Source organism: Hydrogenophaga sp., assembly GCF_030656115.1.
In the GTDB taxonomy this organism is placed as follows: domain Bacteria; phylum Pseudomonadota; class Gammaproteobacteria; order Burkholderiales; family Burkholderiaceae_C; genus Hydrogenophaga.
In genome coordinates this window covers 98,662-115,371 of the sequence record NZ_JAUSOO010000129.1, presented here as the reverse complement: position 1 = coordinate 115,371, position 16,710 = coordinate 98,662, and the positions used below count along the sequence as shown (strand labels likewise).

Annotated in this window: 14 protein-coding genes, 1 pseudogene and 1 riboswitch; of the genes and pseudogenes, 5 read left to right on the top strand and 10 right to left on the bottom strand. The window is 63.9% G+C overall.

Features of this window, described 5'->3' with window-relative positions:
* Positions 1-87: 87 nt before the first annotated feature.
* A pseudogene (locus Q7J58_RS16600) lies at positions 88-618 on the bottom strand (transposase); the annotation flags it as partial.
* A gap of 75 nt (positions 619-693) precedes the next feature.
* On the opposite strand from Q7J58_RS16600, the gene Q7J58_RS16595 reads away from it, so the two are divergent.
* Together Q7J58_RS16595 and Q7J58_RS16590 are read left to right on the top strand one after the other, a co-directional pair.
* On the top strand, positions 694-1,143 hold the full coding sequence (locus Q7J58_RS16595; RefSeq protein WP_304830430.1) for a hypothetical protein: 450 nt from the start codon (positions 694-696) through the stop codon (positions 1,141-1,143).
* 220 nt (positions 1,144-1,363) lie between these two features.
* Positions 1,364-1,846 carry a GreA/GreB family elongation factor gene (locus Q7J58_RS16590; RefSeq protein WP_304830428.1) on the top strand — a complete coding sequence of 161 codons (483 nt, stop codon included), beginning with the start codon at positions 1,364-1,366 and terminating at the stop codon, positions 1,844-1,846.
* An 84-nt stretch (positions 1,847-1,930) separates the two neighbouring features.
* Here the strand turns inward: Q7J58_RS16590 and Q7J58_RS16585 are convergent, their stop codons facing one another.
* From Q7J58_RS16585 to Q7J58_RS16575, 3 genes are all read right to left on the bottom strand, one after another.
* Complete coding sequence (locus Q7J58_RS16585; protein ID WP_304830426.1) at positions 1,931-2,410, bottom strand: hypothetical protein; 480 nt, start codon at positions 2,408-2,410, stop codon at positions 1,931-1,933.
* A gap of 35 nt (positions 2,411-2,445) precedes the next feature.
* Entirely contained in the window at positions 2,446-2,850 is a 405-nt protein-coding gene (locus Q7J58_RS16580; RefSeq protein WP_304830424.1) for a DUF6152 family protein, read from the bottom strand.
* 163 nt (positions 2,851-3,013) lie between these two features.
* Positions 3,014-3,232: a hypothetical protein gene (locus Q7J58_RS16575; RefSeq protein WP_304830422.1), complete on the bottom strand. Its 219-nt coding sequence runs from the start codon at positions 3,230-3,232 to the stop codon at positions 3,014-3,016.
* A 192-nt stretch (positions 3,233-3,424) separates the two neighbouring features.
* On the opposite strand from Q7J58_RS16575, the gene Q7J58_RS16570 reads away from it, so the two are divergent.
* Positions 3,425-3,652 carry an addiction module protein gene (locus Q7J58_RS16570; protein WP_304830420.1) on the top strand — a complete coding sequence of 76 codons (228 nt, stop codon included), beginning with the start codon at positions 3,425-3,427 and terminating at the stop codon, positions 3,650-3,652.
* A gap of 354 nt (positions 3,653-4,006) precedes the next feature.
* Here Q7J58_RS16570 and Q7J58_RS16565 read toward each other — a convergent pair whose 3' ends face one another.
* Both Q7J58_RS16565 and Q7J58_RS16560 read right to left on the bottom strand, forming a co-directional pair.
* The gene (locus Q7J58_RS16565; protein ID WP_304830418.1) at positions 4,007-5,593 is read right to left on the bottom strand and encodes a sigma 54-interacting transcriptional regulator; all 1,587 of its coding nucleotides are present in this window, start codon (positions 5,591-5,593) and stop codon (positions 4,007-4,009) included.
* Between the two features lie 82 nt (positions 5,594-5,675).
* On the bottom strand, positions 5,676-8,747 hold the full coding sequence (locus Q7J58_RS16560) for an EAL domain-containing protein (RefSeq protein ID WP_304830416.1): 3,072 nt from the start codon (positions 8,745-8,747) through the stop codon (positions 5,676-5,678).
* Between the two features lie 108 nt (positions 8,748-8,855).
* Positions 8,856-8,965, top strand: a riboswitch (S-adenosyl-L-homocysteine riboswitch).
* An 85-nt stretch (positions 8,966-9,050) separates the two neighbouring features.
* Here Q7J58_RS16560 and metH point away from each other — a divergent pair.
* A complete protein-coding gene (gene metH, locus Q7J58_RS16555) occupies positions 9,051-11,801 on the top strand; it encodes a methionine synthase (RefSeq protein ID WP_304830503.1) in 2,751 nt (916 codons plus the stop codon).
* 159 nt (positions 11,802-11,960) lie between these two features.
* Here the strand turns inward: metH and Q7J58_RS16550 are convergent, their stop codons facing one another.
* Positions 11,961-12,953, bottom strand: a complete 993-nt coding sequence (locus Q7J58_RS16550; protein ID WP_304830414.1) for a LysR family transcriptional regulator — start codon at positions 12,951-12,953, stop codon at positions 11,961-11,963.
* Between the two features lie 104 nt (positions 12,954-13,057).
* On the opposite strand from Q7J58_RS16550, the gene Q7J58_RS16545 reads away from it, so the two are divergent.
* On the top strand, positions 13,058-13,612 hold the full coding sequence (locus Q7J58_RS16545; protein WP_304830412.1) for a hypothetical protein: 555 nt from the start codon (positions 13,058-13,060) through the stop codon (positions 13,610-13,612).
* Positions 13,613-13,769: 157 nt separating this feature from the next.
* On the opposite strand, the gene Q7J58_RS16540 is transcribed toward Q7J58_RS16545, so the two are convergent.
* The 3 genes from Q7J58_RS16540 to Q7J58_RS16530 form a co-directional block, all read right to left on the bottom strand.
* Positions 13,770-15,644, bottom strand: coding sequence for a phosphoenolpyruvate carboxykinase (GTP) (locus Q7J58_RS16540; protein ID WP_304830410.1), 1,875 nt, complete (start codon positions 15,642-15,644; stop codon positions 13,770-13,772).
* A gap of 393 nt (positions 15,645-16,037) precedes the next feature.
* Positions 16,038-16,181, bottom strand: a complete 144-nt coding sequence (locus Q7J58_RS16535; protein WP_304830409.1) for a hypothetical protein — start codon at positions 16,179-16,181, stop codon at positions 16,038-16,040.
* 75 nt (positions 16,182-16,256) lie between these two features.
* Positions 16,257-16,706 (bottom strand): PaaI family thioesterase, encoded by a 450-nt coding sequence (locus tag Q7J58_RS16530; RefSeq protein ID WP_304830407.1) that lies wholly within the window; start codon positions 16,704-16,706, stop codon positions 16,257-16,259.
* Between the last annotated feature and the right edge of the window lie 4 nt (positions 16,707-16,710).

Genomic DNA, 16,710 nt, shown 5'->3' with positions numbered 1-16,710 from the left:
CCTTTGCACATCAACTTTCAAGCCTTCACGCGGCGGACGGTTTGATCTGTGGTGACATCTCTTTCGGATTCCTGAAGTGGGCGCGGTTCAAGTCGGCATCTTGAACCCCTCCCCACGCTGCAGCACCGCCCAGCACAGGCGTGCGTTCTTGGCCGCCACGGCCACCACCGAGCGCCAATAACTGCGCCGCTCGGCCAGGCCACGCGCCCAGCGGCTCACAGGGACTTGCCGGGGGTTGGTCTTGTTCATGACCAGCAGGCTGCGCAGGTACGGGTCACCCGCCTTGGTGATGCGCCCCAGGCGCTGCTTGTCGCCGAGCTGTACTGCCCGGGCACCAGCCCGAGCCAGGCGCAGAACTGGCGGGCGCGGTGTACCAGCAGCTGGCCTTGTTGCTCGACCGACTTGATGGGCACAAAGCGCATGTTGGGCCGGGTAACGGCCATCGCAGATGGCGGCGGCATCGGCTGCATCATTTTTGCCGCGCTTGCCCGAGAGGCGGTAGGGGGTGACGAACTTGGGCGCCATCAGGCGCACGGTGTGGTCGAACTTCTGGAACTCGCGTGCCCAGTGGTGGGCACCGGAGCAAGCTTCCATGCCGATCAGGCAAGGCGAGATCGATTCCGATGGTGACAATGGTGGTCATGTACTTCCCCTTCCACAAAACGAGTGAGTTGATGCAAACGAAGTTTCGGCTTGCCAAAAGTTCAAGCTGCCCATCGTGGCACTCAGTTACCGTTAACCGCAAGCCTCAGGGTGCGCGGCTCGTTCGGGACGGGGAAGCCTCTTTCATTCGTTAAACATCATTGGGTATGCGCCGACTTGCACTTGCAGTCATTCGCTTTTATCAGCGATACGTTTCGCCTTACAAGGGTTTTCGCTGCGCCTACAGCATGCACACCGGGTGCGCAAGTTGCTCTGCGCTTGGTTATCGCGCAGTGCGTCGCCACGGTGTCATTGGCGGGCTTTTGTTATTGCGGGAGAGAACTTACAGATGCGGGGTGGCACATCGTCGATATTCAGATCGACCGCGTCGACCTTTCAGATCGCAGCGTGGAGATTGCGATTTGGGATGCGATGCGCCGGAGGGCTGTGGGTTTGATCTCTCCAGTGGGCGAAGCCTTTCTCGGTTTTTCGACTTTGTGAGCTGCTGCGACTGCGGTAGTTGTGATTGGCCTGATCGGAAGCGCAAGAAGTCGAATCAAGAAAAGTATGTGTACATTCCGCCGAGAGTCAAAAGTCGTGCTGAACCGAGCCATCAAGGTCAGCGAGGCAATACCGCCTAACCTTCTGGCCCAAACAGACACACAACTGAAGGTTGCCGCTTCGCGGCACGGGCGGGCCGATTACATCGCTACCTTTCACCATGGATAAATTCTCGCTGCAGCAGCAGGTGCTGGAACGGCTCGCCGAAGACCTGCTGCAAGCCGAGCAAGCGGTGCGGGCGGCCCATGAAACGGCGACGCACGAAGAGAACATCGCCGAAAACAAATACGACACCTTGGGGCTCGAAGCCGCCTACCTGGCCACCGGGCAAGCCCGTCGCGCCGAAGCCATCCGCCAGGCGATGGCCCATTGGCGCCAATTCCACCCGCGCCCTTATGACGCCAGCAAAGGCATACCGCTCGGCGCGCTGGTATGCCTGGTTGATGCCGACGATAAGCAGCAACAGCTCTTTCTCGGTCCCGGTGGGGGCAACATGCAGTTGGTCAGCGGCGCTCAGTCCGTTCAGGTCATCAGCAGTGAAGCCCCTTTGGGCAGGGCCATGCTGGGCAAATGCGAGGGTGATGAGGTGTCGATGCAGGTCGCTTCCATCCGACAGCAGTTTGAGGTGCTGCGGGTGGATTAAGCCTTGCAGGTGAATCTGCACCCCCCGCCCAAAAATAGGGTCCATCCTTGTGCCTCTTGGTGACCCATCGCCTCGACCATGGCCCTACCGGTACCCGATCAAGCGGCCCGCAGTGATCACCCCCAGCCAGAGCACGATGGACAGCAGCCCGTGCAGCCGCCAGGCCCGCGGCGGCGGCGCACCCGTCGCACCGCCCACCCACTTCCAGCTCGGTGAATACCGCAACACCAGCGCATTGACCACGCCCGCGCCCAGCAGCGCCAGCTTGATCCCAAACAGCGGTTCCCCCACATAGTCCAGCGGGCGGGTGGCGAAAAGCAGGGAGCCGGTGAACAGCGCCAGCACGAGCCCAGTGACGGCCACCGGGATCAGGGTGTTCAAAAGGTGTTCCAGCGGTGCGCGCTGGAAGAACCCCATCAACCGCAGGTCCAGCGGCACGATGGCGCCGAACAGCAGGGCGATGCCGACCACATGGCCGGTGTTGACCAGTGGGTACAGCCAGATGGACGAGCGCAGCAGTTGCGATAGCGCGCTGTCTTGCAGGGCGGCGGCCAGCGCGTCCATGGGGGTTTCAACGATCCGGCTGGGCGGTGCGCGGATCAGTTGCGGTCGGGGTACAGGTCGAAGGTCTTGCCGTCGATGAGCAGGCGTTCGGCCTTGAACACGCGCTTGTTGGGGTCGGTGTGTTTGTGGCCCGACACGGTGAGCTTCACGCCCTTGGCCAGCATCTCGTCTTTCAGCCCGGCGCGCTGGTTGCGCCACGGCTGGCCCACTTCCACGATCCACTGGGCGCCGTCGGCCGCCAAGGTGAGTTCGCCGTGGGGGTTGCCGAGCTTGGCGGCAACGATGGTGCCGGTGAGTTCGGCGTTCACGTCTTCGGCCCACGTCCAGCCGTGGTGGGCGGCGGCGGGCGCCACCGCCGTGGTGGCCGTGGCGAACACCAGGGCGGCGCCAGCCATGGACCAAAGGGCGCGCCGTTTGAGGGGCGTTTGTCGGGTGGGCATGGGTTCCTCGCTGAAGTCAGGGGGTGGTGGCACAGGCCGTGGATGGGATCGCTGTGCGGCTTCTGAGTTCAAGCAGTTTGCGTGCATGCGTCTGCCAGCGCAACCGTTGGCCCTGCGTGGGCGGGGTGCTTTGGCGAAGGCTGCAACCTGCTCGGGGCGCCGTCTACCGGCCAACCACGTCGTCGGCATCCAGCGCAGGCGGGCGCATCAGGTCTTCGTCGATGCCCATGACCGCGCTGGCCCGCTCAATGGCCCGCCACAGCGGCGGTGGCATTTTCAAAATGTCGTCGGGCGAGTCGGCCTGGGCGATCCAGCGGCTGATTTGCTGGTGCTGGTCGGGGGTCAGCAAGGCCAGGTTCAGCATTTCGTCTATGGTTTTCATGGCGGCTTGGTGTCAGTCTTGGGGAATGGCACCGATGCTGTCACAAATCGCGTGCGCTGGCGTTCACTTCAAAGCTTCACACCAGCGTTTCACGACAATCCCGCCTTCCCCAGGCGCAACCCAAACCGCCAGCCCTGGGCGCCAAGTGTGGCCAGCTACGGCTGGTTCAGCGCCATCACGTCGGAAATCACCATGTCCACCAGCCTTGAAGTCCTGGAAGCCGAAGTCCTGAAGCTTCCCCCTGCGGACCGTTCACACCTGCCTGAGCGTCTCATCGCGAGCCTCGACACCGACCCGGACGTTGAGCAAGCCTGGGCATTGGAAGCGGATCAAAGAGAGGCATCGTTGGCGTCGGGCCTGGTGGCCGAGGTCTCCGCTCAAGATGCCATAAACCGGCTGCGGCAAAGGCTGGTCAGGTGACGTATTCGCTTCACCCTGGCGCCGTGCAAGACATGGCGGATGCCTTGGATTTTTAGGCCTGCGGGTTGCCCAACGGTTTCTTGACGAGTTTGAGCGCGTTGCAAATCTCTTGGTGAAGCATCCGGGCCTGGGCACGCTGACCACAAAGGGCCGTCGTGTCTTTCCGATGCGTGTCTTTCCGTATTCGGTTGTCTATCGCAGCCTTGAGCCGGGTATCCGAATCATCGTGGTTCGCCATCAGCACAGAAAACCAGGCTTCGGCGGCGCCAGGCTGTAGCGCTGCGGTGGGCTTTCGCTGCGGGTCGTCGCATCCAGTGATTGCGCGAGTCTGATGACGCCCGGCCTTTTAATCCCTCACCGCAAGCCCGCCTTCCTCAACCGGTAGCCAAACTGCCGCAGCGTGAGCCCCAGGCTTTGCGCGGCCTGGCTTTGGTTGCCGTGGTGGCGCAGCAGGGCGTCTTGCAGGGTTTGGGTGCTGTGCGATCGGACGCTTTGGTATTCGCGCACCAGGCCTGCGGGCAGGGGCAACGTGGGCGGTGTTTCGGGCGCGGCCAGCGGCGCCCAGGCGGCCGGCATGAAGCGCTCCAGCGCGGCGGCGCTCACCAGCGTGTGGTCGGCCAGCAGCACGATGCGCTCGATCAGGTTGCCCAGCTCGCGGATGTTGCCGGGCCAGTCGTGCGCTTCCAGCCGGGCCAGTGCGTCGGGTGCCAGGTACACGTTGCGCTGGTGCGTCTGGTTGGCGCGGCTCACGAAGTGCAGCGCCAGGGCGCGCACGTCTTCGCGGCGCTCGCGCAGGCTGGGCAGGCGGATGGGGATGACGTTGAGGCGGTAATACAGGTCTTGCCGGAAGCGGCCGGCCTGCACCTCGCGGGCCAGATCGCGGTTGGTGGCGGCCACCAGCCGCACGTCGATGCGCAGCTCGCGCTGGCCGCCCAGGCGCACCAGCGTGCCCTCTTGCAGGGTGCGCAGCAGCTTGCTCTGCATGGCCAGCGGCAGTTCGCCGATTTCATCCAGAAAAATGGTGCCGCCGTTGGCCTGCTCGAACCAGCCGGGGCGGGCCGTGTTCGCGCCGGTGAAGGCACCGCGCTCGTGGCCGAAGAGTTCGCTTTCAAACAGCGTGTCGGGGATGGCCGAGCAGTTCACCTTGATGAAGGGCTGCGCGTGCCGGCCGCTGGCCAGGTGCACGGCGCGGGCAAACAGCTCTTTGCCGGTGCCCGACTCGCCCAGCAGCAGCACCGTGGCCTGCGACTGCGACACGCGTTCCAGCTCGCCCAGCGCCTGCAGCAGCGCGGGCGAGCGGCCAATGAGGCCGTAGCGCGCGGTGTGCGTGTCGAGCGCGCGGCTCAGCTGCTGGTTGCGGGTTTGCAGCTGGCGCGTCTGCTCGGCCACCAGTTGCTCCAGCTGCAACAGCTGCCCGGCCAGCGTGGCCAGCAGGCGCAGCACGGCCAGGTCGTCGTTCAGGTGGCGCTGGCGGCTGCGGATGCGGTGGCAGGCCAGCACGCCCACGGTGGCGCCGTTGATCTGGATCGGCAGCGCAATGAAGGCCACGGTTTGCGGCGGCAGGTCGGCGCGGGCCACGGTGCGGAACAGAAAATTCGGCTCGGCGTCCACGTCTTGCACGATGGCGGGCAGGCCGCTGGCCAGCACCCGCCCGGTGATGCCCTCGCCCCACTGGAACACGCCGCGCGCCACTTCTTTGGCCGTGAGGCCGTAGGCGTGGCGCACCGACGCCGTGCGCGGCGAGGCGTCGGTGTCGTCGGCCAGCACCATGCGGCCCCGGTTCAGGCCTAGCAGCTCGCTCATGAGGTGCAGCATTTCACGCAGCACAAAAGCCGGCGCCAGGCTGCGGCCCACCAGCTTCATGACCTCGCGCATGAGCAGCAGCTCCTGGGCGGGCCAGTCGGTGGCGGGCGTGTCAGGGTCGGTGCGGTGGGGCGGCATGGGGTGTCTGGTGTTGGGGTGATACACAAGCAAACATCGCACCAGTGGCGCTCAGCGTCCGTCCGGACGGGGATTGTGGGCTTCAGACGGCGGCGGTTTCTGCAACGTTTGAAGGCCGCAGCATGTCCAGGAGGTTCGAGAGCAAGCGATCCCGCAAGCGGTACAGTTCGGGCAGCTGTGCCACGGCAGCCTCTTGGTGCCCGTCCTGCTGCAAACGGATCAACTCGCCCGCCAGTGCATGGATTTCGAGGTGCAAAGGCTTCAAGGCCTCGATCGCCACGCAATGCACCTGTCGCACGTGGGCCTCGGCCTTCATCCATTGCCCAATGCGGCACCGCTCTGGTTCCAGAGACGGCCACGTACCGTTCTCACCCCGAACAAAGCCATCCACCTGTTTGATCCACACCCGGTGCTCGACCGAGGCAAACAGAATGGGCAGGTCGTCGCGGCTGATCGGTGCTTGGTTCCGCCATGATGGGTCGGGCCGCCAGGTTGCCAGCCAAACCGGAATGGATTCAGCGGGCATGGGTGGGGCGATGGCGTAGCCTTGGGCCAATTCGCAACCCAGGCGCAACAGCAGTTGCCCGTGTTCCAGGGTTTCCACGCCTTCGGCGATGACCCCGCGCTGGAATGCTTTGGACAGGCCCAGAATCCCCTCCAGAATGGCCAGATCGTCTGGGTCGTCCAGCATGTCGCGCACGAAGCTCTGGTCAATTTTCAGCAAGTCGGCCGGCAGACGTTTCAGATAGGTCAGCGACGAATAGCCGGTACCGAAATCGTCCAGCGCGAAACCGACCCCCATCTCGCCACAGGCCAAAATCACGCTGGATGCGTGGGCAATGTCATCCAGTGCGCTGGTTTCCAGCACTTCAAGTTCCAGGTCGCCAGCCACCAGCGCCGGGTGAGCTGCCATGAGCTGGCGCAAGCGGTCAACAAAATGGGGCTGCGCCAACTGGATCGCATCGACATTGACGCTGACCGGCAACGCCAGGTGGGCAGCCTTCCACGCCTCTATTTGCGACATGGCGGTGTCCAGCACCCAATCGCCCAATGCGATTGCCAGCGGATGGTCTGCAATCACCGGCAGAAACGCCGCAGGCGGCAGCAGGCCGCGCTCGGGGTGCTGCCAGCGGATCAAGGCCTCGGTGCCCATGACCTCGCCGGTGCGCATGTTCACCTTTGGCTGGTAGTAAAGAACAAACTCCCTGGCCTCCAGTGCCTGCTGGATGCGCTTCAGATGCTCGTGGTGACTGCGCACACTGCGGTCGTTTTCGGAATCAAAGAAGTGGTACCGGTTTTTCCCCATCTGCTTGGCCTGGTACATCGCCTGATCGGCTTGGCGCAGCAGTTGGTCGGCATCAATTTCCTCCGCCTGCGGATAAAAGGTCACGCCCAGACTGGCGGAAACGCGCAGCGCATGGCCGCTGTCGTAGACCACCTCCCCGGCCGCTGCGAGCAGGCGCGTCAGCAGGGGCACAGACGACTCGACGTTCGGGAGGTCCAGAAAAATCGCAACAAATTCGTCGCCACCCAGACGCGCCAGCGTGTCGCTCTCGCGCAAAGCGCGCTTCATGCGGCCCGACAACGCGGTCAACAGATGGTCGCCGGCCTCGTGGCCGTATTGGTCGTTGACCGATTTGAACCCGTCCAGATCGAGATACGCCACCACCAGCATCCGGTGGTGGCGCTGCGCCTGGGCCAGGGCCTGCTGCAGACGGTCGGCAAGCAAGGCACGGTTGGGCAGACCGGTCAGGATGTCGAAATGGGCGATGTGTTCGAGTTGCTTCTGATGCTCTGTGCGATCCGTGATGTCGTGGCCGATCCCGAGCACGCCCACCAAGCGGCCGTCCGTGGTCCGCATCGGTACCCTGGTGGTCTCCAGCAGGACGCGGCGGCCGTCACCGGCATAGGTGACCCATTCCTCGTTGCGGGTGGGTCCGTCGGCCGCTACCGCAGCGTGGTCGTATCGGCGAAAGGAATCGGCCAAATCCGCAGGCACAAAATCGTGGTCGGGTTTGCCAACGATCTCGCTTTCAGCCGCACCAAAGAAAAATTCGACGGCGGGATTGCACGAGAGATACCGGCCCTTCGTATCTTTCAACCAGATCAGATCGGGAATGGTGCTCACCAGGGTGTGCAAGTGCGCCCGCTCGGTTTCCAACGCCTGCTGTGCCCGATACCGCTCGCTGATGTCCTCCACCATAGAGACCACGTAATCGAGCTTGCCATCCGGTTTGCGCACATGGCTGACCGCCAGGCGTGTGTAAACAGCATGACCTTCCTTGTGGATGAAGCGCTTGTCCATGGTGTAGCCGTTGATCTCGCCGGCCAGCATGCGGTTGAACTCGGCCAGGTCTGGTCCCAGGTCCTCCGGGTGGGTCACGTCGGCCCAGGTCATGCGGGTCAGTTCGTCCCGTGTGTAGCCCAGCGTTGTGCACAGGGCGTCGTTGACGTCGATCCAACCCTTGTTCAGGCTGGTGATGGCCAGTCCCACGATGGACTGGTCGAAGTAGGCATGAAACCGCTGCAAGCTCGCGTGCTCTTCTGCCGTACGCGCGGCTTGCGCCGCTTGCAGGGTCTCTTTGTCGATCAGCTGCTGTTCGTAGTTCCGGAACATCATGCACAGCAGCATGGTGGCGAGCGGGTAAGACAGCAGCAGCATCCACCAGGCTTGCCGGATGAAGGGGTAACCCGCGTTGTTGGGAATTTGGGTGAACACAAGCAGCTGCATCAGTTGCACCACCACGCCGAGCGCAAAGTAGTCGGCTGCCTGCGGAGGATGCGTGCGCCGCTGCCACCATTGCCGCGCCAACACACCCAGCAAAGCCGACAACAACACCACCGCGATGCCAACCGCCGCTCCGCTGCCGCCCAACTGGTAACGGTAGACGGCCGCCACGCCCGCCGCGATCGCTGCGGGCAGACCGCCGCCCACCACGCCCGCCACCGCCAGCACAATGGAGCGGCCGTCAAAGAACACGCCGGGTGAAAGATTCACCGGGTTCGCCATCCCCAGCAACGCAACGGCCCCAAACAGCAGCCCCAGCACAATCTGGCCTTGCAACGGCTTCTTGTGGGCACGGGAAATCGCCATCTGCCCGGCTGCGACCAAGGCAACCAGGAAAGCAATGTTGTTGATGAGGTTGGCAAGCATGCAGCACAGATGGGCAAGAACAGCGATGGAGCTTAAGCTACGTCGGCACAAATTTGTTGTGTTTTAACGGCCGGGTCTCGTTGGGTCTGCACCGGCTAAAATCACGCTCCTCTCAAGGAGCGCTGCAGCGAGCCATCCACCGGATGGGCGTCAGGCTTGAGACACCGGGCGCACACGGCCCTGCCGGCTTGCCCGGCCCCCAACGGCGCTCACCAGTTTCCGTTCGCAACCCTGGTGAGCCCCATGCCCGTTGTTTCCGACTCCACCGTTTCCGTCCCTTCCCACGCCGCCGCCGTGCCGCCCATGCTGCTCTCGGGCCTGGAGCCGTTGCGCATCGGCGAAGGCAGCCTGTTCGTCAACGTGGGCGAACGCACCAACGTGACCGGCTCCAAGGCCTTCGCCCGCATGATCCTGAACGGTGAGTACGAGCAGGCGCTGGCCGTGGCGCGCCAGCAGGTGGAGAACGGCGCTCAGGTGATCGACATCAACATGGACGAGGCCATGCTCGACAGCAAGGCCGCGATGGTGAAGTTCCTCAACCTGATCGCCGGCGAGCCCGACATCGCGCGCGTGCCGGTGATGGTGGACAGCTCCAAGTGGGAGGTGATCGAGGCCGGCCTGCGCTGCGTGCAGGGCAAGGGCGTCGTCAACTCGATCAGCATGAAAGAGGGCGTGGCCGAGTTCAAGCGCCAGGCCGGTCTGGTCAAGCGCTACGGCGCCGCCGCCGTGGTGATGGCCTTCGACGAAAAAGGCCAGGCCGACACCTACGAGCGCAAGGTCGAGATCTGCGAGCGCGCCTACCGCATCCTGGTGGACGAGGTGGGTTTCCCGCCCGAAGACATCATCTTCGACCCCAACATCTTCGCGATTGCCACCGGCATCGAAGAGCACAACAACTACGCCGTCGATTTCATCAACGCCACGCGCTGGATCAAGCAGCACCTGCCGGGCGCCAAGGTGAGCGGCGGCGTGTCCAACGTGTCGTTCAGCTTCCGCGGCAACGACCCGGTGCGCGAAGCGATCCACACCGTGTTCCTGTACCACGCCATCCAGGCGGGCATGGACATGGGCATCGTCAACGCGGGCATGGTCGGCGTGTACGACGAGCTGGAGCCGGAGCTGCGTGAGCGGGTGGAGGACGTGGTGCTGAACCGCCGGCCCGACGCCGGCGAGCGGCTCGTGGAAGTGGCCGAAAACGCCAAGGGCGCTGCCAAGGACGACAGCAAGAAGAACGAGTGGCGCGCGCTGCCGATCCGCGAGCGCCTGAGCCACGCGCTGGTGCGCGGCATGAACGAGTTCATCAGCGAAGACACCGAAGAGATGTGGCGCGAGATCGAGCGCGACGGCGGCCGCCCGCTCAATGTGATCGAAGGCCCGTTGATGGACGGCATGAACGTGGTCGGCGACCTGTTCGGCCAGGGCAAGATGTTCCTGCCGCAGGTGGTGAAGAGCGCGCGCGTGATGAAGCAGGCCGTGGCCCACCTGCTGCCCTACATCGAAGCCGAAAAACTGGCCCAGGCCGCCGCCGGTGAAGACGTGAAAACCAAGGGCAAGATCGTGATCGCCACCGTGAAGGGCGACGTGCACGACATCGGCAAGAACATCGTCACCGTCGTGCTCCAGTGCAACAACTTCGAGGTGGTGAACATGGGCGTGATGGTGCCCTGCCACGAGATTTTGGCGATGGCGAAGAAAGAGGGCGCGCACATCGTGGGCCTGAGTGGCCTGATCACGCCGAGCCTGGAAGAAATGCAGTACGTGGCCGCCGAGATGGAGAAAGACGCGCACTTCCGCGACGCGCAGATTCCGCTGCTCATTGGCGGTGCCACCTGCAGCCGCGTGCACACCGCCGTCAAGATCGCGCCGCACTACAGCGGCCCGGTGGTCTACGTGCCCGACGCTTCCCGCAGCGTGAGCGTGGCGCAGGGCCTGCTCTCCGACCAGGCGGCCCAGTACATCGCCGACTTGAACGCCGACTACGACAAAGTGCGCACGCAACACGCCAACAAGAAGCAGGTGCCGCTGTGGTCGCTGGCCCAGGCGCGCGCCAACAAGTGGCTCCCCGCATCGCCCCCTCTCCCGCTGGGAGAGGGCAGGGGTGAGGGCTCTCCCGCATCCGCCTGGGCCAGCTTCAAACCCACCAAGCCGAAGTTCATCGGCAAGCGCCAGTTCAAGAACTTCGACCTCGCCGAGATCGCGAAGTACATCGACTGGGCGCCGTTCTTCCAGACCTGGGACCTGGCCGGCCCGTACCCCGCCATCCTGCAAGACGAGGTGGTGGGCGAGCAGGCGCGCAAGGTGTTTGCCGATGCGCAGGCCATGCTGAAGAAGATCATCGAAGGCCGCTGGCTCAGCGCCAATGGCGTGATCGGCCTCTACCCGGCGAACACGGTCAACGACGACGACATTCAGCTCTACACGGACGAGACCCGCAGCCAGGTGGCGCTCACCTGGCACGGCCTGCGCCAGCAGACCGAGAAGCAGGAAGTGGACGGCGTGATGCGCCCCAGCCGCTGCCTGGCCGACTTCGTGGCGCCCAAGGGTGTGGCCGACGACTACGTGGGCCTGTTCGCCGTCACCGCCGGCCTGGGCGCCGAGAAGAAAGAGCAGCAGTTCCTCGACGCGCACGACGACTACAACGCCATCCTGTTCAAGGCGCTGGCCGACCGCCTGGCCGAGTCCTTCGCCGAGTGCCTGCACCACCGCGTGCGCACCGACCTCTGGGGCTACGCGGCCGACGAAGCCTTGAGCAGCGAAGAGCTGATCAAGGAGCAGTACCAGGGCATCCGTCCCGCGCCGGGCTACCCGGCCTGCCCGGACCACTCGGTCAAGCGTGCCATGTTCGCGCTGCTGCAGGCCGACGAGATCGGCATGGCGCTGACCGAAAGCCTGGCCATGACGCCGGCCGCCAGCGTGAGCGGCTTCTACCTGGCACACCCCGACAGCACCTATTTCAATGTGGGCAAACTCGGCGAAGACCAGGTGCAGGACCTGGCCGCGCGCAGCGGCGTGGCGGCGGCCGAACTCAAGCGCTGGCTGGGCACCAACCTGTGAGGGTTGAACAGCCGCACGGGTGGGTCGCCGCTGGGGTATTGGCGGCTCTGGCGCTGGCTGTCTTCACTGGCCAGCGCATTGATCATGAAACGCATGCCCGCAACGCCGGGGCCGGCGGTGTTGACGTGTTTCATGCGTGTGGATTGTGGTGCGGGTGCCTCAACGCGCAGGCCCACTGGAGGTGGGCGTCTCATGAGACAAGAATCCGCTGACCGACGCCCGCTCCACCGTCTGGCGCAACCAGCGGTGGGCGCTGCTGTGCGAGGCCTGGCGGTGCCACAGCGCGTCCACATGCACCGGCGGTACGGGCAACGGCAACTCGCTCAGGGCCAGTTCGTGTTCGCGGCCCGTGGCTTCCACAAAGTGGCGCGGCAGCACGGTCAGCAAGTCGGTGGTGGCCACCACACGCCCGGCGGTGAAAAACTGGTTCACGGTCAGCACCACCCGGCGCTGGCGCGACAGCCCGGCCAGCGCTTCGTCCACAAAACCAAAGGCCCGCCCTGAAAAACTCACCAACAGGTGGCGGGCCGCGCAGTAACTGTCCAGCGTCAGCGGTTGGCCGGCCAACGGGTGGCCGCGCCGCATCACCACCACGTATTCGCCGTCGTACAGACGCTGGTACAGAAAACGGGGGCTGTTTTCTTGCAGGTGCAAGGCCCCCAGCTCGGCCAGCACGCCCGGGAAGTGGCCAATGGCCAGGTCGGCCGAGCCCGATTCCAACAAATCGCGCGGATCGCGGGTGGTCAGCGGCACCACCCGCAGGTTCACGCCCGGCGCTTCGTTTTCCAGAATGTCCATCAAGCCCGGCACAATTTTGGCGGCGGTGGCATCGGCCATGGCCAGCACAAAAGCATTGTGGGCACTGCCGGGTGTGAAATTGCCCGGGGCCAGGGCGTCGCGCAGTTGCTGCAAGGCGTCGCGCACGGTGGGCCACAGCACCAGCGCCACCGGTGTGGGCTCCACGCCGTAGCCCGATCGCCGCACCAGTTCGTCGCCCAGGGTCTCGCGCAGACGCTTCAGCGCATTGCTCACCGCCGGCTGCGTCATGGCCAGGTTGTGCGCAGCCCGGGTGAGGTTGCGTTCGGTCATCACCTCGTCAAACACCCGCAGCAGGTTCAGATCGAGGGTTCGAAAATTGCGTTCATTTATCATTTTCGTGAATGTAATTCATCACAAAAATAAATTGGCGTGACATGCGGGTTTACCCTAGTATTCACCTGTCCAAAAGACATTTGCCATTTTTTAAGGAGTTCGTCATGAGCACCGTTTTCTCTCCTACCCCCGAATCCCTGGGTCTGAACCCGTCCTCCCTGGCCAACAAGGCCGGGACTTACCGTGCCCGTCGCCATTTTGACGGTGCCCGTGGCCTTGCCGCGATGCTGCTCGCCGCCGTGGTGGCCGCGTTGGTGGTGGTGGCCGACCGCCTCATCAGCACCTGGGCCGATGGCCACCTGTTCCTGGCTTGGGTGTGCCTGTGGGTCGTGATCTTTGCCGGCTCGGCGCTGTTTGCCGGTGCTGCCCGCCGCTTGGCCCACAGCGCGATGCGTTCGCTCGATGGTTGGTCGCAAACCATCGCACAAGCGCGCGCCGAAGCCCGTCTGTGGGAGCTGGCCCACCGCGATCCCCGGCTGATGGCAGATCTGACGCAGGCACGTTTGCGTGCGCTTGAAGACCGCAACGACTTCAGCGACGCACTGGCACCGTTGGGCGTGGAAGTCGGCGTGGTGCCGGTCAAGTCTGCTGGTTGGGATGCGTTCATTGAGCGCATGGCCGCCAGCCGCACCCGCAACATGCATCTGCACTACATCTGAGCATGGTGTGAACCTGCGCTGAGCCGGTGGCCCACAAGGCACCGCCCAGCAAAAAAGCCACCGGGTTCCGCCGGTGGCTTTTTTTTCACCCGGACGGATGGTCCGGGGGCTCGGGTTTCAGGGCAGGTTGTGCCCTGAACCGTTTCTTCTTGTGTTTTTACAGCGCGGCGAGGCGCTTCTCCAGGTCTGCCTTGGTCTCCACCAGCGCTTGCGGCAGGTGGTAAGCCAGCTGCTCAAAGTGCGCTTCGTGCAGTTTGAACTCTTCTTCCCAGGCGGCTTTGTCGATGCTGGTCACGGTGTTGAACTGCTCGGCGGTGAAGTCCAGGCCGGTCCAGTTCAGTTCGCCGTAGGCCGGGGCCACGCCAAACATGGTTTCGGTGCCGGTGGCCTGGCCTTCCAGGCGGTCGATCATCCACTTCAGCACACGCATGTTGTCGCCATAGCCGGGCCAGACAAACTTGCCCGCCGCGTCCTTGCGGAACCAGTTCACGCAGAAGATGCTGGGCAGCGTGTGGCCCAGACTCTCCAGCTTGTGCTCCATGTCGAGCCAGTGCTGGAAGTAGTCGCTCATGTTGTAACCGCAGAACGGCAGCATGGCAAACGGGTCGCGGCGCACAACGCCCTGCGCACCAAAGGCGGCTGCGGTGGTCTCGGAACCCATGGTGGCGGCCATGTAGACGCCCTCCATCCAGGTGCGGGCTTCGGTCACCAGCGGCACGGTGGTCGAACGGCGGCCGCCGAAGATGAACGCGTCAATGACCACGCCATCGGCATCGTCCCACTGCGGGTCCAAGGCCGGGTTGTTTTGTGCGGCCACGGTGAAACGCGAGTTGGGATGGGCGGCTTTGGCGCCGGTTTCTTTGGCGATCTGGGGCGTCCAGTCCTTGCCTTGCCAGTCGATCAGGTGCTCGGGCACGGTGCCCGTGTCCTTCTCCATGCCTTCCCACCACACGTCGCCGTCATCGGTCAGCGCCACGTTGGTGAAGATCACATTTTTGTTCAGCGACAGCATGCAGTTCGGGTTGGTGTGCATGTTGGTGCCGGGGGCCACGCCGAAGTAGCCCGCTTCGGGGTTGATGGCCACCAGCTTGCCGTCGGCGCGGGGCTTGATCCAGGCGATGTCGTCACCGATGGTGGTGACTTTCCAGCCGGCAAAACCCGCTTCGGGCGGCACCAGCATGGAGAAGTTGGTCTTGCCACAGGCGCTGGGGAAAGCCGCTGCCACGTGGTACTTCTTGCCCTCGGGGTTGGTCACGCCCAAAATCAGCATGTGCTCGGCCAGCCAGCCTTGGTCACGGCCCATGCTCGAAGCAATGCGCAGCGCCAGGCACTTTTTGCCCAGCAATGCGTTGCCACCGTAACCCGAGCCGTAGCTCCAGATTTCACGGGTCTCGGGGTAGTGAACGATGTACTTCACCTTGGGGTTGCAAGGCCAGCTGGTGGTGTCCGTTTCGCCGGCGGCCAGCGGTGCGCCCACGGTGTGCATGCAGGGCACGAACTCGCCATCGGTGCCGAGCACGTCAAAGACGGCCTTGCCCATGCGGGTCATCAGCTTCTGGTTCACCGCCACGTAGGCGCTGTCGGTCAGCTCCACGCCGATGTGGGCAATGTGCGATCCCAGTGGGCCCATGCTGAACGGCACCACGTACATCGTGCGGCCTTGCATGCAGCCGTCAAACAGGGGCTGCAGCGTTTGGCGCATCTCGGCCGGGGCCATCCAGTTGTTGGTCGGGCCGGCGTCTTCTTTTTTCTCGGAACAGATGTAGGTGCGGTCTTCCACACGGGCCACGTCCGACGGGTCGGAGCAGGCCAGGAAGCTATTGGGGCGCTTGACCGGGTCAAGCCGTTTGAAGGTCCCCGCGTCCACCAGTTGCTGGCACAGGCGGTCGTACTCGGCGTCGCTGCCATCGCACCAGTAAACGGTCTCGGGCTTGCACAGGGCCACCATGTCGGCCACCCAGGCAACCAACTTGGCGTTTTTCACATAGGCGGGGGTATTGAGGTTGAGTCCCTGCATCACGGGTGAATTCATAGGAGAAGCTCCAAAGTTTGTAAAGCGGCAAGCCCAAGAGACACCAACAGCCGCAGGCCGGGAAAGGCGGCGGGCGGCTGTGGGGCACTCTTGTGCAAAAAAGACGGTCGGCGCTCGGGGCTGCTGTACGGGTTGCGGATGCAGCACGAAGGAAAAAAAGGGATGGGTGAACCCAAATTTTGATCCGCGTGTCGGCCTACACGCTTGATTTTATGAAAGCACCGGGTCAGTTACGGGCAAGTTACATGCAAAACCAGCATAACTTAATGCTTATGACGTATGAACTTTGGGCGCAGAACCCGGTGCGACCGGGTGCTTGCGCTCTGCGTCACGCCCATGAAAAAGGCCGAAGGCCCGGATGGGCGTTCGGCCTGGCGGGCTGACGCAGGACGCTCAAGCCATGAAGACAGCGATGAAGGCCAGCAGGAAGATCAGCACAGCGCCAGCCACCGGCAGGACGATGGGCATCAGGGGAACGATGGACTCCACCACATCTTGCGGCTGGTCTTTGTGGCTGTCGTGATCGTGGTGGGACATGGGTTCTCCAGAGGAATGAACAAAACTGCGCTGGATTTTAGGGCAGACACCGCCGTTGCGCGAAAAAAACCGGGGCTACAGCAGCGCATAGGTGGTGCTGGCGCGGCACACGCTCTGACCATCGCGCGCGCCACTGATGTCAATTTCGCCAAACACCAGGCTTTTGCCGGCCCGGATGATGCGCGCCGTGACGAGCGCGTCCTGGTTGGACAGGGGCTTGAGAAAGCTCGTGTTCAGTTGCACCGTGGTCATGGGTCGCTGGTTGCCCAGGCGGGTCACGATGGCCAGCACCATGGCGGTGTCGGCCGCCGACATGAGCGCCTGGCCGCACACCATGCCGCCCACACGGCTGAGCCGATCGCTGTGCGGCAAGCTCAGGGTCACCACGCCATCGGAAAACGACTCCACCGTCAACCCCAAGGCTTGTACCCAGGGCGCAAACCAGTCGGCCAGCGCTTGCTGCAGCGTGTGGGTTGTGACAGGAACCGGCGTGAGCGGAGCGATGGTGGTGGTGGATTCGGTCATCGGA

What these genes read in the sequence shown, in the direction of transcription:
- Q7J58_RS16580 (WP_304830424.1), bottom strand. Translation starts at nt 2,850, where the DNA reads ATGCCCACCCGACAAACGCCCCTCAAACGGCGCGCCCTTTGGTCCATG.
- Q7J58_RS16565 (WP_304830418.1), bottom strand. Translation starts at nt 5,593, where the DNA reads ATGCCGCCCCACCGCACCGACCCTGACACGCCCGCCACCGACTGGCCC.
- Q7J58_RS16575 (WP_304830422.1), bottom strand. Translation starts at nt 3,232, where the DNA reads ATGAAAACCATAGACGAAATGCTGAACCTGGCCTTGCTGACCCCCGAC.
- Q7J58_RS16570 (WP_304830420.1), top strand. Translation starts at nt 3,425, where the DNA reads ATGTCCACCAGCCTTGAAGTCCTGGAAGCCGAAGTCCTGAAGCTTCCC.
- Q7J58_RS16550 (WP_304830414.1), bottom strand. Translation starts at nt 12,953, where the DNA reads ATGATAAATGAACGCAATTTTCGAACCCTCGATCTGAACCTGCTGCGG.
- Q7J58_RS16535 (WP_304830409.1), bottom strand. Translation starts at nt 16,181, where the DNA reads ATGTCCCACCACGATCACGACAGCCACAAAGACCAGCCGCAAGATGTG.
- Q7J58_RS16540 (WP_304830410.1), bottom strand. Translation starts at nt 15,644, where the DNA reads ATGAATTCACCCGTGATGCAGGGACTCAACCTCAATACCCCCGCCTAT.
- metH (WP_304830503.1), top strand. Translation starts at nt 9,051, where the DNA reads ATGCTGCTCTCGGGCCTGGAGCCGTTGCGCATCGGCGAAGGCAGCCTG.
- Q7J58_RS16530 (WP_304830407.1), bottom strand. Translation starts at nt 16,706, where the DNA reads ATGACCGAATCCACCACCACCATCGCTCCGCTCACGCCGGTTCCTGTC.
- Q7J58_RS16560 (WP_304830416.1), bottom strand. Translation starts at nt 8,747, where the DNA reads ATGCTTGCCAACCTCATCAACAACATTGCTTTCCTGGTTGCCTTGGTC.
- Q7J58_RS16545 (WP_304830412.1), top strand. Translation starts at nt 13,058, where the DNA reads ATGAGCACCGTTTTCTCTCCTACCCCCGAATCCCTGGGTCTGAACCCG.
- Q7J58_RS16590 (WP_304830428.1), top strand. Translation starts at nt 1,364, where the DNA reads ATGGATAAATTCTCGCTGCAGCAGCAGGTGCTGGAACGGCTCGCCGAA.
- Q7J58_RS16585 (WP_304830426.1), bottom strand. Translation starts at nt 2,410, where the DNA reads ATGGACGCGCTGGCCGCCGCCCTGCAAGACAGCGCGCTATCGCAACTG.